Below are 14424 nucleotides of genomic sequence, written 5' to 3' on the forward strand. Positions count from 1 at the left end.
CGAAAACGACGGTCGCGGGTGTGGTCGCGGGCCGGGACCAAGTCAGGACGAAGCGGAAAACAGTGCGCGGATTGCTGCGAAATTTTACCGGCCAAGCGGCGGACGTGACCGAAGCGCCGCTGCGCGCCGGCGGCAATGCCGTGGTGCGCGCCGGCGACGATGCCCGGCGGCTGGCGCTGCTGGATGATTTTGAGGAAGCGGGAATTGGCTGGATATGGGCCAGCGATGCCGAGGGACGGCTGATCTACCTGTCGGCCAGCGCGGCGGAAAAGCTTGGCCAGCCCCTCGAGGCACTGCTCGCACAGCCGCTGACGGCGCTGTTTGAAAGCGACACGCAAAATCCCGATGGGCTGACGGGCCGCCCGCTGAATTTCCAGCTCGCCGCCCGCAACCGCATCACCGACATGGTGGTCCGCTTTGTGCCCGGAACGAAGCGCGAAGCCGAGCGTCAAACCTGGTGGTTGCTCACCGGGCTGCCCAAGCTGGATGCCAGCGGCAATTTTGTCGGCTATCGCGGCAGCGCCCGCGACGTGACGATCGAATATGAGCGCAAGCTGGAGGACAGTCGCCTCGCCGAATATGACTCGCTGACGGGACTTGCCAATCGCCACCGCATGAACCGCAAACTCGACAGCCTGCTCGCCAGTTTCAAGGCGGCGCGGCGATCGTGTGCGGTGATGATGCTGGACCTTGACCGGTTCAAGGCGGTCAACGACACGATGGGGCACCCAGCGGGCGACGCGCTGCTCAAGCAGGTGGCGCAGCGGCTGACCAGCATTGTCGGCAAGCGCGGCGAGATCGGCCGGTTGGGCGGCGACGAGTTTCAGATCATCCTGCCCGATGTCGATGACCGCGGCACGCTGGGCGAGCTGGCCGCCAAAATTGTCCAGCTGGTGTCGCAGCCCTATCCGATTGACGGCAAGCAAGCGATGATCGGCACGTCGGTGGGTGCCGCCATCGCCCCCTATGACGGCGACACGCGCGAGGAACTGATCCGGAATTCGGACCTGGCGCTGTACGCCGCCAAAAATGGCGGGCGCGGACAGTATCGGTTTTATTCGAGCGATCTGAAGGATGAAGCGGAGGAGCGGGCGCAGCTGCTCGACGATCTGCGCACCGCGCTGGAAAAGGGCGAGCTTGACCTGTTTTACCAGCCGGTGGTCCGCATCGAGGACAATCTGGTAGTCGGTTGCGAGGCGCTGATGCGCTGGGAGCATCCCGAGCGCGGGCCGGTTAGCCCCGGCATTTTCATCCCCATCGCCGAGGAAACCAATTTGATCGCGCCGCTGGGCGAATGGGCGCTGCACCGCGCCTGCGCCGATGCGGTCCGCTGGCCCGAAGCGGTGCGCGTTGCGGTGAATGTGTCGGCAGTGCAGTTTGCCAACGCCGACTTTGTCGAAACGGTGCGGCAGGCGCTGACAGAAAGCGGGCTGACCCCCGACCGGCTGGAGCTGGAACTGACCGAATCGGTGCTGCTGGGTGACAGCGAAACGATTGCCGACACGTTCAAGGCGCTGAAGGCGCTGGGGGTGCGGCTGGCGCTGGATGACTTCGGGACAGGCTTTTCGTCGCTGAGCTATTTGCGCTCGGCGCCGTTCGACAAGATCAAGGTCGACCGCAGTTTCGTCAACGACGCGGTGCAGGCCGATCAGAACAGCGCCAAAATCATCGCCGCGATCGTCGGTCTGGCCGATGCTCTGGGCATGGAGACCACAGTCGAAGGCGTCGAGGCGTTTGACCAGCTTGAGGTGATCCGCGGCAAGGGTGCGAAATTCGTCCAAGGCTTTCTTTATTCGCGCCCCATGCCGCTGTCCGAGTTGGAGCAGTGCATGGAAACGGGCGCACTGCGCATCGCGCCGAGCGGCCCCGACAAGTTCCGTTCCGAACGCCGCACCGTGTTCCTGCGTATCGGCGTGATCCACGAGGATCATCGCTATGACGCCATCCTGCGCGACCTGTCCAAGACCGGCGCGCGGATCGAGGGGCTGGTCGGCGTGCCGGTGGGCACCGACCTGGTGCTCGACCTGGGCGGTGGCCAGCTGGTCGTGTGCACCGTCAGCCGTAGCAAGGATGCCGAAATCGGCGTCGAATTTGAAACTGCGCTGATCAGCGACGGCGCCGGCGGGCTGTGCACCCGCTTTCGCATCTCGCCCTATGCCCTTGCGGCCGCCGCGCTCGGCAGCGAAGAGCGGGCAAGCAAGCCCAAATTCATGTCGGTCGACATCGGGTCGTTGCGGGCGGGTTAAGCCGCTGCCAACCCAAAATATTCGCCCCGTTTTGCTTTGGCAGCGGTACGCAGGGTCGCCAGATGGCTCGCTTCGGCCGCATCCAAAACGGCCTGTTCATCATCGGCGAGTGTCCGCCAATACCCTTTGCTGCCAAATTCGCCTTCCGCTTCGCCAGCGAAATCGGGCGTCGGCGGGAAATTGGTGACCCAGCATTGCTGACGGCCATCCCACCACATCTTCAGTTGATCGGCCTGTTTCGCGACGGCCTCTTCATAGGAGAGGTCGGCCGGCGAATCGTCGGAAATCTGCGCAACTTCACTCGCGATCGGCGTTACGCCGACAATTTGCGCCAGCCGGTCGGGTGCAGCGACGCGCGCGGCGAACCATTGTTCGAGCAGGTCGGTCATTGCGGTGGCAAAATCGCCATGGGCAAAGAGGTCGAGGAAGCTGGCCCAGTCCGACGCGGCAAGCTGTGCCAGCCGCGCGTCGAGGGTAACGGCGGGCGTTTCCACCATGCGGTCGAGCCGCGCCAGCATGGCGAGGCCGGATTGTACATGATGCCGCCGCCGCGTGACACGCTGGGTGCCGGCGTCAGCGTCGATGGTGCGTTCCCAGCTCTCCTCCGTGCCAAACAGCGCGCGGTCGAGCATCGCATCTTCCAGCCGCGCGCGGGCAATCAGCACCGCCGCCGCCCAGCCAATCGCCAGCGCCGCGCCGTCAGCACGGTGCCGCAGATCGTGCGCGGCGCGCGGCGACATGCCAACCTGTTTTGCGGCCAGTGTGACAGAGCCGGTGGCGGCCAGATGGCCGAGGAAATCGGCCTGCAGCGCGGGGGTCCAGTGATAGCTGGCGGGCGCGGGGATGTCGGTTGGAGGGGAGAGGGATTCGAGCATGGGTTCATCCTTTGTGGTTTAGGAAACCGGACAGGATGAACCATATTGGTTTGATGTAGGAAAGGGTTTTTTTCGGGACGAAAGGTAGGTCGGGTTTTGGGTGGGTTGCTGCCGCTAGCGTCTCAGCCGGAAGCGCGGACAAACTGGCTCGCGAACTTCACATTGTAGGCGTGGAACTCACCGTCTGGCGTGACAACCAAACCAGTAATGTTTGAACGTTGAAACGTGTCCTCATTAGCGTGATCATTTATCCTTAGACTTACTGTGAGTGCGCCATCTTCCTCTCCTACCAGTTTGTAATCGTAATCGACAGTCTGGCCAAAGCAGGAGACTTCCCCACCACTGACGATTAGCTCGACCGATGAGTCATCCGCATCTACCCAGCGCCCCTGCATTTGCGCCGGGAGCGGTACTTCGCGCAGCGATTGTTCCATGATCAGCGACACCCTGAAGCGATAAAGATATCGAAATCTATAACGTCGGCAACGGGGTCGTTTCGAGCAATTCCGCTTTCGGCCAGATTGGCGCGATAGCTGCCATTCCAGTTTTAGGGGCCCGCATGACCATGCCGAACGACCGGAAGGGGGTGGAAAGCGGACGTTCACACCTAGTCGCTGGTCGAACCGGCAATGATGGTGAGCTTCTGTTGGGCCGGGATGTAGATGCTGAACAGGAAGACTCCCCACCATTCCATTCCTGCCTCAAAGTAATCCGATACCTCTGGAAGCTTCGGGCTAGTCCAATCGCATATGTCGCCCTTGTGCGTCGGCGGGAGGATGAAGTCTCTTATCTCCTCGAAGACGGACTGAATCTCGCTTGGCCGCCCGTTAAGCCCGTAGGGTGAATTTGAGAAGGCATAAGCAAACTCGCCTCCCGCACCAGCCTCTGGGACCGGGGCTCCTCCTGACATGATCTTCACGTGGTCTAGCTCCTTGAGCTTCGGGTTGTGCAACTGGGTCCCGTCAGCGGTCGTGTAGTCGCCGATCTTCAGCAGCATTCCGCTTTCCAGATCATACCACTCCCCGAAAAATGACCGTTCTCGCAGCCGCCTGCACCCCAATGTGCGCAGTCTCTCAGCGTCGAAGTGGCGAGCGTCGAACAATGCCTGCGACATCGCTGAGAGGACATCCTCCTCTGTGCTGCCTGCGTCTTCGAACACAGCAAAATCGAGTGCGCCCAACATCTTTCGATAGCGCTTGAAGGCGGGCGGGAGCTTCTCCATCGGTCGCATTGAGACACTAAACGCCAATGACGGAATGTCGGCAATGGGGTCGTTTCGAGCAATTCCGCTTTCGGCCAGATTGGCGCGATAGCTGCCACTCCAGTTTTAGGGTCCCGCATGACCATGTCGAACGACCGGAAGGGGGTGGTTAGCTGAATGGCGGCTCCTAAGTTCAGCCTTGCGCTCACACCGCTTCAACTTTCGGCGCACGGTATAAGCATTGCGAAGCCGCCCGGTTGGGTGGCATCAGCCAGTCGGCCAGCGGGATCAGCGGTACGGGCAGCCCCAGCGCAAAGAGCACAAGCGCCAGCACTGCGGTGCCGATCCTGCGTGCGGCACTCACAGCATGGATATCCATTGCAGCGCCTCCTCGGTCGTCTTCTCGATAAGCTCGATGCGATAGCCATCCGGATCCTCGATGAAGGCGATGACCTCGCGCTTGTCGCCCTTGAGCGGACCGGCGGGGCGAACCACCCTGACCCCGGCGGCGCTGAGTGCGGCTACCGCCCGGTGAATATCCGCAACACCCAGAGCGATATGGCCCCAGGCGTTGCCGAGGTCATAGTCCGCGGCACCCCAGTTATGGGTGAGCTCAATCACGGCCGTGCTGCTCTCGTCCCCGTAACCCACGAAGGCGAGGGTGAACTTGCCCTCCGGGAAATCCTTGAGCCTGAGCAGGCGCATTTCCAGCAGCCCGACATAGAAGTCGAGACTGCGGCCGAGATCGCGCACACGGATCATAGTGTGCAGCAAGCGCGGCTGGCCAAGCAGGCCAGTCGCGGGCGCGCCGGGAGCGGGTGCCTCCTGAAGCTCGGTGGTCATCACAGCCCCTCCAGCCCCTGCGGCGAACCGAGGAAGTCGCACTTGCCGAGCGGGACGCCGAGGCTTCGGAGGATCGCGTAGGTGATCGAGGTGTGGAACAGGCAGTTCGGCACGGCAAAGCCGAGCAGATAATCCGCTCCGTCAGCTTCGACCGGCCGTCCGCCAAAGGCAAAGGTGACGCGGCGGCGCTCCGCCCCCGCATAGGCGGACCCGTCCGTCGCAGCTAGGAAGCGCAGGGTTGCGGCGATGCGGCCGCGCAGGGAAGCGATACTGTCTTCGTCATCCGCGAAGGAAGGCGCTGGCGTCGCCGTTAGCCGCGCGGCGGCGTTCTTGGCGAGGTCGCAGGCGATCTGGACCTGCCGGACAAGCGGATACATGTCGGGATACAGGCGCGCGGCAAGGATCGCCTCGTCTTCTGCGGTGTGCTCCGCAGCGGTCGCCAACAGGGCATCGAGCCGTTCGAGATGATGGAGAAATACGGCGCGCATCAGCGCAGGAGTAGCAATCGCCATGGTTATGATCCTTTTGCGCAAAGGGGCCTTACCCGGTTGCGGCCGGCGCATGGGGCGATGCGCCGGCCGCGCGGGGGTCAGCCGAAGAACTGCGAGTTCACCCCACGGCTTGCCTCAGCGACCAGCGCCGCATCGAAAATGCGGGTGGTGTAGGCGACATTCAGCCCTGCGGTTTCGGTCGGGAAGTAGTCAGTGACGAAGCGCGTCGCGTTTTCGAGCGTGTCGAACGCGTAGAAGCCCCCGACCGACTGGGTGTGCACGCCCGATAGCCACGTCTTGTGCAGCAGGCCCGGCTGGGCCTTGAGGATTGGGTTCATCGCGCGCCATGGGGCATCGGCGAAATTGGCGGCAATCTGCGCCTCGGTGTAGACGAAGGCGCCCGGCGTGACCGTCACGGTGCCGCCGAAGTGGACTGAGTTCAGGTAGCGGCTGGCTTCCTCGACCACGTCGCCATCGAACACCCGCGTGGTCTGAGCGACGCCGAACTTGCGCGCCTCGCCCGGGAAATAGCCGGTGACGAACTTCTTGGCGTTTTCGATCGAGTCGAATTCATAGAACCCGCCGACCGAGTTGTTGATGACCCCCGACAGCCAGGTCTTGTTGCGAAAGCCGGGCTGCTCGAGAATCACGGGGTTGAGCTCGCGCCACGGTGCGGACTTGAACGGGAGAGAGTTCTGCAATTCGGTGTAGACGAAGGCTTTGGCCATGGGGGACTCCTTTTCGACATTGGCATGCCGCAGCGATTGCCCCGGCATCACGATCTCGATATAACGACCGTGATGCAGTAATTATATAGCGCTCGTTATGCGGTCAATCAAAAAATAGCGATCGCTATGCGGAGAGAGGTATGCATGTCACATCCCGTTGGTAAAAAAGAAGAAAGCCGGGCACGTATCCTTGCCAGCGCAGGCCGAGGCTTCCGCAGCCAAGGCTATGGCGGGCTGGGAGTAGACGGACTCGCGAAGGCCGCAGGGGTCACTTCCGGCGCATTTTATGCGCACTTCCGCTCGAAGAAGGACGCCTTCCGCGAAGCGGTCGTGGCCGGCATGGCCGATCTGGCCGATGGCATTGCTGGGATGAAGGACGGGGGTGGCGCATGGGTTTCGCGCTTCGTCGACTTTTACCTCACCGACCGGCGCAGCTGCGACCTTACCGAAAGCTGCGCGCTGCAAAGCCTGACAGCCGAGGTCGCGCGCGCCGACGCTGACACCCGCAGCGCCTATGAAGAAGAACTGCGGCGCGCGATCAATGTTCTCGCTTCGGGGATGGCCACCGGGGATAGCATGACCGATCAGGCTGAAGCCATCGCCATGCTCGCCATGCTCTCGGGCGGCATCTCCATGGCCCGCGCGGTCGAAGACCCGGCGCTTGCCGACAGGATTGTTGCGGCTCTGAGAAGCAAGCTCGTACGGCAGCTCGGATGACGTTCAACAGGCCCAACTGCTGGCGGCCTTTCCTGCCCGTTCATGCGTCTGCCGAAGGTTCACTGTGCGCTTAGACCGATACGGTCAATTCAGCTCCGGCTTCGAGTTTTCGCGGGAATGACGGCGGCTGAGGGGTCGGTAACTGTCATAGCGTTCCTTATCGTTACACCGTGCTTGACAAGCGGTTTGGCTCTCTAAGCTGAGCGTGCACCGAGTTAGCCAAGCCCCGCATCAAGTGCGGGGCGACGGGGGTTTTTAGATGTTTGGGCGCGCTACCCCCCGTTCGCCGCGCTCAATATCGCGCGCACGCTCGCGGTGGCAACGTCGGTGTCGAGGCCGCAGCCGAACCTGCTGGTTCCATCGGCGGTGCGGCATTCGACATAGGCTGCCGCAGCCACGTCGCTGCCGGCGCCGATAGCATGTTCGCTGTAATCGACGATGTCCATCACCGGGCCGCCGGCTTCGGCCAGCGCGGCGATGACGCTGGACATCAGGCCATTGCCGCGGCCGCTGACGCTGCGGATTTCGCCGTCGATGCGCAATTTACCGGTGAAGATGCGAGAGTGGTTGAGGCTCTGTCCTGACAGTCCCCACCCCAACCCCTCCCCTGAAGGGGAGGGGCTATTAGTTTCGGCCCATTCGACCAGTTCGAAGCGTTTGCCCGCGGTTGTCAGATAGCTTGCCTCGAACGCCTGCCAGATGTCGTCGGCGGTGAGTTCACGGCTGGTGGCGTCGGCAAGCGCCTGGACGATAGGGCTGAAGGCCGCCTGCATGCGCTTGGGGAGCTTCAGTCCCCGGTCCTGTTCGAGCACCCAGGCGACGCCGCCCTTGCCCGACTGGCTGTTGACGCGGATGACGGCTTCGTAAGTACGGCCGAGGTCGGCGGGATCGATGGGCAGATAGGGCACCTGCCAATAGTCGTCATTCTGGCGCTGCCGCGCGGCGAACCCCTTTTTGATCGCGTCCTGATGGCTGCCGGAAAAGGCGGTATAGACCAATTCGCCGCCATAGGGGTGACGCGGGTGGACGGGCAGCTGGTTGCAATATTCGACCGTCTTGATGACCGCGTCGATGTCGGAAAAATCGAGGCCGGGGTCGATCCCTTGCGTATAGAGGTTGAGCGCAATGGTGACGAGGCAGCTGTTCCCGGTGCGCTCGCCATTGCCGAACAGGCAGCCTTCGACCCGGTCCGCGCCCGCGAGCAGACCCAGTTCCGCCGCCGCGACGCCGGTGCCGCGATCATTGTGGGTGTGCAGGCTGATGATGGCGCGGTCGCGATTGGGCAGGTGGCGGCAGAAATATTCGATCTGGTCGGCGTAGATGTTGGGTGTCGCCGCCTCCACCGTGGCGGGGAGGTTGAGGATGATGGGTTTGTCAGCCGTGGGCTGGAGCACATCCATCACCGCCGCGCACACCTCGACGCTGAAATCGAGCTCGGTGGTCGAAAAACATTCGGGACTATATTGGAAATGCCAGTCGGTCTGCGGCAGCCGCGCGGCATTGTCGGCCAGCAGGCGCGCGCCGTCGATGGCGATCTGTTTCACTTGCGGGCGTTCCATGCCGAAGACTTGGGCGCGCCAGGCCGGGGCGAGCGCGTTGTACACATGGACGATGGCGCGGCGCGCGCCTGCCAGGCTGTCGAAACTGGTTCGGATGAGGTCGGCGCGGCTTTGGGTGAGCACCTGCACCGTCACATCGTCGGGGATGCGGCCGGAGCGGACCAGACCCTGGATGAAATCAAACTCGGTCGCGCCCGCGGCGGGGAAGCCGACTTCGATTTCCTTGAGGCCGATTTTGCAGAGCAGGTCGAAGAAGCGCGTCTTCTTTTCCGCATCCATCGGGTCGATCAGCGCCTGGTTGCCGTCGCGCATGTCGGTCGACAGCCAGCGCGGCGCGCGCGTGGTGGTGCGGCCGGGCCATTGACGATCGGGCAGGGGGACGGGCGCGAAGGGGCGGTATTTGACCGATGGGTCGCGGAGCATGAGTCGGTTCGCTTCTGCTAAAATGGCTGGGATTGTGTATTCGCCCTTGGCCGTGTTGCCGCGCGTCACCCGCGCAGACGGTTCATCACGCCCAAGGGCGTGGAAGTCGCAGAAGCAAAAGGGCGTTACAGCGCATACACGGCCTAGTGCGCGAAAATGTCGCTACGTGCAAGGGCTAAGTCAGAAAATTGCGCGTAGCAGCTGCCGTTACTCGGCTTTGCCCTCTGCCTCGATCAGGCGGCGTTCCTCAAACCAGTCGCGCAGCGCTTTGGCGGTGCAGCCGCTCCAGCCGTAGCTGCCGACCGACGAGCAACTGTCGGGGCGCGAGAGGCGAGCGACATTTTCATAGCTTTCGACCTGTGCGGTCCAACTGGCGCCCATCGCCACGGTGTCGGCCTTGCGCTCGCGGAGTGGTTCGGGGATGCGGTAACGTTCGCTTTCAGGCAGGCGCGCGCACACGACGATCTCATCACCCTGCGCGGGCGGACATTGTTCGTCGCCATAGGTGACGAGGAAGGACCAGCGCTGCGATCCGTCGGGCATGGTTTCAATGTCCGCTGCAGCGGGCGGCTCGGCTGCAGCAAGCGCCGGGGCCATCATGAGGGCCGCACAAAATAACGGAAATCGCACGGGCGCCGGACTTTCTGAACTGTGCTGACCAGTGCTGGGTAGCGAAGCGAGATGAACGGGAGCTTGCCGGCGCTGCAACCTTTTGCCGGCGAGGCGCGAACCCACAGCAACCGGGGCCGATAAGCCGCCGGTTGCCCCGACAAGAGCAAAGGAGAATGACATGACGAAGGGACGCAATTTCGCCATGCTGATGGCGGTCGCCGGTGGGCTGACCGTGGTCGCGGCCCCCGCTGGTGCGGTGTCGTGCTGCGGCTTCAGCGCGCCGCGCAGCCAAAGCAGCGGGCTGCACAACAGCAATAGCTACGAAAGCGATGCCCAGCGCGAGGCGCGGCTGGAAAAGCAGCGCGTCGCCCGCGAGGCCCGCAAAGTCGCCCGCGCCGCGAAAAAGGCGGAAGAAGCCAAGGCCAAGGCCGCGGCTGCCGCCGCTGCCGACACCGAAGCGGCCAATTGAGCGGCTGGTCGGTGGCCGACAGTTTGAGCCCGGCTGACCGTTTATGGTCTGCAACGGCGGCGCTGGCGGCCACCGGCGTGCCGTTGATGACGCGCGTGCTTGGCGGGACCCAGCCGGTTTCCGCCGGGCAGCGCTTTCCGGACACCGACAACGCCAGCGGGCCGATGGGCGCGCGCTGGTTTTACCATTGCCACAATCCGGGGGATCGGGGCGCAGAGGAACATGGGCATTTCCACCTGTTCGTCGGCCGCAGCGCGCTGCCGCGCCGCACCGCGCCGCTGATTTCGCCGCCGGGCCGACGGCGGCCGCGCCCGTCACTGGTGCATATCGCCGCGTTGAGCATCGACCATCAGGGGCTGCCGATCGCGTGGTTTGCGCCCAATCGCTGGGTCACCAACGAATGGATGTATCCGGCGCGGGCAATCAGCGCGCTGCTGCCCCGGCTCGCCTTTGGCGCGGGCGATGGCGATGAGCAGGTGGCGCACTGGTTGACCGCCATGGTGCAGGCTTCGATGCCGGTAATCGCTGATGTGCTGATGCGACGCGATGCCGCCGTGCTGGCGGGTAAAGCGGCCGGCGAGAGTCGCGTGACCGAGGTGCTGGCGCGCACCGAAATTGATCTGGAAGCGTTGCTGGCGGGCTAGGGTCGCGGCACGACACCGTTTCCAGACGGTCCCCCTCCCCACCCGTCCTGCGGGTGGGGAGGGTTGGGACCTTAATTTTTTGCCTTGTCCACCAGCTTGTTCTTGGCGATCCACGGCATCATTGCGCGCAGCTCGCTGCCCACTTTTTCAATCGGGTGCGCGGCCGCCGCCTTGCGGCTGGCTTTGAGTTCGGGCTGTCCCGCCTGATTGTCGAGGACGAAGTCCTTGACGAAACGGCCCGATTGAATGTCGGCGAGGACGCGCTTCATTTCGGCCTTGGTTTCGCTCGTGATGATGCGCGGACCGGTCTTGATATCCCCATATTCGGCGGTGTTGGAAATCGAATAGCGCATGTTGGCGATACCGCCTTCATAGAGCAGGTCGACGATCAACTTGGTTTCGTGGAGGCATTCGAAATAGGCCATTTCAGGGGCATAGCCCGCCTCGACCAGCGTTTCGAACCCGGCCTGGATCAGGTGGGTGATGCCGCCGCACAGCACGGCTTGCTCACCGAACAGGTCGGTTTCGCATTCCTCGCGGAAATTGGTCTCGATAATGCCGCTGCGCCCGCCGCCGACGGCCGAGGCATAGGATAGGGCAAGCGCCTTGGCATAGCCATTGCCGGCGCTGCCGCTGGCTTCCTGTGCGACCGCGATCAGGCAGGGGACGCCGCCGCCTTTCTGATATTCGCTGCGCACGGTGTGGCCGGGGCCCTTGGGCGCGATCATGATGACGTCGAGGTCGGCGCGCGCATCGATGAGGCCGAAGTGGATGTTGAGGCCGTGGGCGAAAGCGAGCGCGGTGCCGGGGCGCAGATTGGCTTCCAGGTCCTGATAATAGATGCGCGCCTGGTGCTCATCGGGGGCGAGGATCATGACGACATCGGCCCAGGCGGCGGCGTCGGCATTGGTCATGACGGTGAAGCCAGCTTCTTGCGCCTTTTTGGCGGTGGCGCTGCCGGGGCGCAGCGCGATGGCGACCTCTTTCACGCCGCTGTCGCGCAGGTTCTGCGCGTGGGCGTGGCCCTGGCTGCCATAGCCGACGATGGCGACCTTTTTGTCCTTGATCAGATTTTGGTCGGCGTCGCGGTCGTAGTAAACTTGCATTGTCTTGTTCGTCCCTGTTTTTGGCGCTCCCCGGCGAAAGCCGGGGTCCAGTGGCAACCTGTGGTGATGGGCCCCGGCTTTTGCCGGGGAACGGATCAATTCTCGCCGGCACCCCGCGCAATTGCGACGACGCCGGTTCTTCCGACCTCGACCAGCCCGCATTCGCGCATCAGGCCGACGAAGCTGTCGACCTTTTCGGATGTGCCGGTGATTTCGAAGATGAAGCTGGTGAGCGTGGTATCGACCACCTTGGCGCGGAACACGTCGGCGAGGCGTAAGGCTTCGATACGTTTGTCGCCGGTTCCCGCAACCTTGACCAGCGCCAGTTCGCGTTCGACATGCGCGCCCTCGTCGGTGAGGTCGGTGACCTTATGGACGGGGACGAGGCGATCGAGCTGCGCGATAATCTGGTCGATCACCGGCGGCGGGCCGTTGGTGACGATGGTGATGCGCGACAGCGCGTGATCGGCGCTGATGTCCGCCACCGTCAGGCTTTCGATATTATAGCCGCGCGCCGAGAAGAGGCCGGTGATCTTGGCGAGGATGCCGGCTTCGTTGTCGACCGTGATGGCGAGGACGTGGCGTTCGGCCTTTTGCTGGGTGATTTTCATGGGTGGGCCACCATTCGTACCAACTCCGCTCCCCGGCGAAAGCCGGGGCCCAATGCCGAGATAGCGGTGTAGGCCGCTCTGGACCCCGGCTTTCGCAGGGGAGCAGGCTGGACCAAGAAGGGCAGTCCAAGTTCTAAATCCATCACACCAACGCCTTGGCTTCGTCGTCCATCGTGCCGGTGATGTCATTGGGTTGCAGGATCATGTCGGTGTGCGCGGCGCCGCTGGGGATCATCGGGAAACAATTGGCCATTTTGCTGACGCGGCAGTCGACGAGCACAGGGCCGTCGTGCGCGAGCATGGCGGCGATACCTTCATCAAGTTGGCCCATATTCTCAATGCGGATGCCTTTCCAGCCATAGGCCTCAGCAAGCTTCACAAAGTCTGGCAAACTGTCACTATAACTGTTTGAATAGCGGCTTTCATAGGTCAGTTCCTGCCATTGGCGGACCATGCCCATATATTCATTGTTGAGGATGAAAATCTTGACCGGCAAGCGGTATTGGGTCGCGGTGCCGAGTTCCTGGATGTTCATCTGGATGCTGGCTTCACCGGCAATGTCGATGACCAGCGCGTCGGGGAAGGCAAGCTGCGCCCCGATGGCAGCGGGCAGGCCATAGCCCATGGTACCGAGGCCGCCACTGGTGAGCCATTCATTGGGCGCGTCGAAGTCAAAATGCTGCGCCGCCCACATCTGGTGCTGGCCAACTTCGGTGGTGATGATCGTCTTGCGGCCCTTGCACGCCGCCGCAAGCGCGCGGATCGAGCGTTGCGGCATGATTTCGGCGTCTGGCTTTTTGTCCTCGGGGAAGTCGAGGCAGCGCGTCGCACGCCAGCCGTCGATGCGCGCCCACCATTCGCTGAGGTCCGCGGCCTGATGCCCACCTGCTTTCCAGCCGTCGATCAGTGCGGCGAGCGCGCGGTCGGCGTCGGCGACGATGGCGAGATCGATGGGGACGATCTTGTTGATCGAGCTGCGGTCGATGTCGATGTGGATCTTCTTGGCTTCAGGCGCAAAGGCATCGAGGCGGCCGGTGACGCGGTCGTCGAAGCGCGCGCCGACCGCGATGATCAGGTCGGCGCGGTTCATTGCCCAATTGGCCTCGTACGTCCCGTGCATACCGAGCATGCCGAGCCAGGCAGGGTCGCTCGCCGGAAAGGCGCCAAGTCCCATCAGCGTCGAGGTGACCGGCGCGCCGGTCAGCGCCTGTAGTTCGCGCAGCCGGACGCTGGCATCAGGCCCGGCGTTGATGACGCCGCCGCCGGTATAAAAAATCGGGCGCTTGGCCTTGGCGATCAGCTTGATCGCTTGCGCAATCGCCTTGGCATCGGGATCGACCTGCGGGCGATAGCTGCGGTGCTGGATGCGGTCGGGGACGATATAGTCACCCGTCGCGACCTGAACATTCTTGGGGATGTCGATGACCACCGGGCCAGGGCGGCCATGGGTGGCAATATAGAAGGCCTCATGCATCACCGCGGGCAGTTTGGACGGGTCCATGACGAGATAATTGTGCTTGGTGCAGTGGCGGGTGATGCCGACCGTGTCGCATTCCTGAAAGGCGTCGGTGCCGATCAGCGTGGTGGGAACCTGCCCCGTGATGACGACCATGGGGATCGAATCCATCAGCGCGTCGGTGATGCCGGTGATCGCGTTGGTTGCGCCGGGGCCCGAGGTGACGAGCACGACGCCGGGCTTGCCGGTGGCGCGGGCATAGCCCTCTGCCGCGTGGGTCGCGGCCTGTTCGTGGCGGACAAGGATGTGGCGGATGGTGGGGTGGTTATAGAGCTGGTCGTAAATGGGCAGCACGGCGCCGCCCGGATAGCCGAACACCGTATCGACGCCGAGATCGACCAGCGCCTGCACCACCATTTCTGCGCCGCTCATTTCGCGCACGT

At 63.3% G+C, this 14424-nt stretch carries 16 protein-coding genes; 4 read left to right on the plus strand and 12 right to left on the minus strand.

Translation table 11 applies throughout. From position 1 onward, the window contains the following. Positions 1-104: 104 nt before the first annotated feature. Positions 105-2246, plus strand: coding sequence for an EAL domain-containing protein (locus tag AC2TC0_RS07225; RefSeq protein WP_484716837.1), 2142 nt, complete (start codon positions 105-107; stop codon positions 2244-2246). Here AC2TC0_RS07225 and AC2TC0_RS07230 read toward each other — a convergent pair. From AC2TC0_RS07230 to AC2TC0_RS07260, 7 genes are all read right to left on the minus strand, one after another. Further along, a complete protein-coding gene (locus AC2TC0_RS07230; protein ID WP_484716838.1) occupies positions 2243-3121 on the minus strand; it encodes a hypothetical protein in 879 nt (292 codons plus the stop codon). The genes AC2TC0_RS07225 and AC2TC0_RS07230 overlap by 4 nt on opposite strands. Positions 3122-3243: 122 nt before the next feature. Continuing rightward, positions 3244-3555 carry a hypothetical protein gene (locus AC2TC0_RS07235; protein WP_484716839.1) on the minus strand — a complete coding sequence of 104 codons (312 nt, stop codon included), beginning with the start codon at positions 3553-3555 and terminating at the stop codon, positions 3244-3246. Between the two features lie 173 nt (positions 3556-3728). Then, positions 3729-4343 (minus strand): hypothetical protein, encoded by a 615-nt coding sequence (locus AC2TC0_RS07240; protein ID WP_484716840.1) that lies wholly within the window; start codon positions 4341-4343, stop codon positions 3729-3731. 184 nt (positions 4344-4527) lie between these two features. Further along, a complete protein-coding gene (locus AC2TC0_RS07245; protein ID WP_484716841.1) occupies positions 4528-4701 on the minus strand; it encodes a hypothetical protein in 174 nt (57 codons plus the stop codon). Then, positions 4683-5165 (minus strand): lactoylglutathione lyase, encoded by a 483-nt coding sequence (gloA, locus tag AC2TC0_RS07250; protein WP_484716842.1) that lies wholly within the window; start codon positions 5163-5165, stop codon positions 4683-4685. The genes AC2TC0_RS07245 and gloA overlap by 19 nt, the downstream gene beginning before the upstream one ends. Continuing rightward, the gene (locus AC2TC0_RS07255) at positions 5165-5677 is read right to left on the minus strand and encodes a DUF1993 domain-containing protein (RefSeq protein ID WP_484716843.1); all 513 of its coding nucleotides are present in this window, start codon (positions 5675-5677) and stop codon (positions 5165-5167) included. Before AC2TC0_RS07255 ends, gloA begins: the two co-directional genes overlap by 1 nt. 77 nt (positions 5678-5754) lie before the next feature. After that, the gene (locus tag AC2TC0_RS07260) at positions 5755-6384 is read right to left on the minus strand and encodes a hypothetical protein (RefSeq protein WP_484716844.1); all 630 of its coding nucleotides are present in this window, start codon (positions 6382-6384) and stop codon (positions 5755-5757) included. Positions 6385-6528: 144 nt separating this feature from the next. Here AC2TC0_RS07260 and AC2TC0_RS07265 point away from each other — a divergent pair, with 144 nt between their 5' ends. Then, positions 6529-7101 carry a TetR/AcrR family transcriptional regulator gene (locus tag AC2TC0_RS07265; protein WP_484716845.1) on the plus strand — a complete coding sequence of 191 codons (573 nt, stop codon included), beginning with the start codon at positions 6529-6531 and terminating at the stop codon, positions 7099-7101. A 272-nt stretch (positions 7102-7373) separates the two neighbouring features. Here AC2TC0_RS07265 and leuA read toward each other — a convergent pair whose 3' ends face one another. Together leuA and AC2TC0_RS07275 are read right to left on the minus strand one after the other, a co-directional pair. Further along, positions 7374-9083: a 2-isopropylmalate synthase gene (leuA, locus tag AC2TC0_RS07270; RefSeq protein ID WP_484716846.1), complete on the minus strand. Its 1710-nt coding sequence runs from the start codon at positions 9081-9083 to the stop codon at positions 7374-7376. A 207-nt stretch (positions 9084-9290) separates the two neighbouring features. Then, positions 9291-9683, minus strand: a complete 393-nt coding sequence (locus tag AC2TC0_RS07275; protein ID WP_484716847.1) for a hypothetical protein — start codon at positions 9681-9683, stop codon at positions 9291-9293. A gap of 190 nt (positions 9684-9873) precedes the next feature. On the opposite strand from AC2TC0_RS07275, the gene AC2TC0_RS07280 reads away from it, so the two are divergent. Further along, the gene (locus AC2TC0_RS07280) at positions 9874-10164 is read left to right on the plus strand and encodes a hypothetical protein (protein WP_484716848.1); all 291 of its coding nucleotides are present in this window, start codon (positions 9874-9876) and stop codon (positions 10162-10164) included. Positions 10165-10175: 11 nt separating this feature from the next. Continuing rightward, positions 10176-10808: a DUF6969 family protein gene (locus tag AC2TC0_RS07285; protein ID WP_484716849.1), complete on the plus strand. Its 633-nt coding sequence runs from the start codon at positions 10176-10178 to the stop codon at positions 10806-10808. A 71-nt stretch (positions 10809-10879) separates the two neighbouring features. Here AC2TC0_RS07285 and ilvC read toward each other — a convergent pair whose 3' ends face one another. From ilvC to ilvB, 3 genes are all read right to left on the minus strand, one after another. Further along, positions 10880-11914 (minus strand): ketol-acid reductoisomerase, encoded by a 1035-nt coding sequence (gene ilvC / locus AC2TC0_RS07290; RefSeq protein ID WP_484716850.1) that lies wholly within the window; start codon positions 11912-11914, stop codon positions 10880-10882. Between the two features lie 95 nt (positions 11915-12009). Further along, positions 12010-12525 carry an acetolactate synthase small subunit gene (ilvN, locus tag AC2TC0_RS07295; RefSeq protein WP_484716851.1) on the minus strand — a complete coding sequence of 172 codons (516 nt, stop codon included), beginning with the start codon at positions 12523-12525 and terminating at the stop codon, positions 12010-12012. Between the two features lie 142 nt (positions 12526-12667). Further along, a complete protein-coding gene (gene ilvB / locus AC2TC0_RS07300) occupies positions 12668-14422 on the minus strand; it encodes a biosynthetic-type acetolactate synthase large subunit (RefSeq protein ID WP_484716852.1) in 1755 nt (584 codons plus the stop codon). Positions 14423-14424: the final 2 nt, after the last annotated feature.

It is taken from the genome of Sphingopyxis sp. sgz302558 (assembly GCF_057220455.1).

Coding starts and splice junctions, on each gene's coding strand:
- AC2TC0_RS07230 (WP_484716838.1), bottom strand. CDS start 3,121: ATGCTCGAATCCCTCTCCCCTCCAACCGACATCCCCGCGCCCGCCAGC.
- AC2TC0_RS07260 (WP_484716844.1), bottom strand. CDS start 6,384: ATGGCCAAAGCCTTCGTCTACACCGAATTGCAGAACTCTCTCCCGTTC.
- leuA (WP_484716846.1), bottom strand. CDS start 9,083: ATGCTCCGCGACCCATCGGTCAAATACCGCCCCTTCGCGCCCGTCCCC.
- ilvC (WP_484716850.1), bottom strand. CDS start 11,914: ATGCAAGTTTACTACGACCGCGACGCCGACCAAAATCTGATCAAGGAC.
- AC2TC0_RS07265 (WP_484716845.1), top strand. CDS start 6,529: ATGTCACATCCCGTTGGTAAAAAAGAAGAAAGCCGGGCACGTATCCTT.
- AC2TC0_RS07255 (WP_484716843.1), bottom strand. CDS start 5,677: ATGGCGATTGCTACTCCTGCGCTGATGCGCGCCGTATTTCTCCATCAT.
- AC2TC0_RS07245 (WP_484716841.1), bottom strand. CDS start 4,701: ATGGATATCCATGCTGTGAGTGCCGCACGCAGGATCGGCACCGCAGTG.
- AC2TC0_RS07275 (WP_484716847.1), bottom strand. CDS start 9,683: ATGATGGCCCCGGCGCTTGCTGCAGCCGAGCCGCCCGCTGCAGCGGAC.
- AC2TC0_RS07240 (WP_484716840.1), bottom strand. CDS start 4,343: ATGGAGAAGCTCCCGCCCGCCTTCAAGCGCTATCGAAAGATGTTGGGC.
- AC2TC0_RS07280 (WP_484716848.1), top strand. CDS start 9,874: ATGACGAAGGGACGCAATTTCGCCATGCTGATGGCGGTCGCCGGTGGG.
- ilvN (WP_484716851.1), bottom strand. CDS start 12,525: ATGAAAATCACCCAGCAAAAGGCCGAACGCCACGTCCTCGCCATCACG.
- gloA (WP_484716842.1), bottom strand. CDS start 5,165: ATGACCACCGAGCTTCAGGAGGCACCCGCTCCCGGCGCGCCCGCGACT.
- AC2TC0_RS07235 (WP_484716839.1), bottom strand. CDS start 3,555: ATGGAACAATCGCTGCGCGAAGTACCGCTCCCGGCGCAAATGCAGGGG.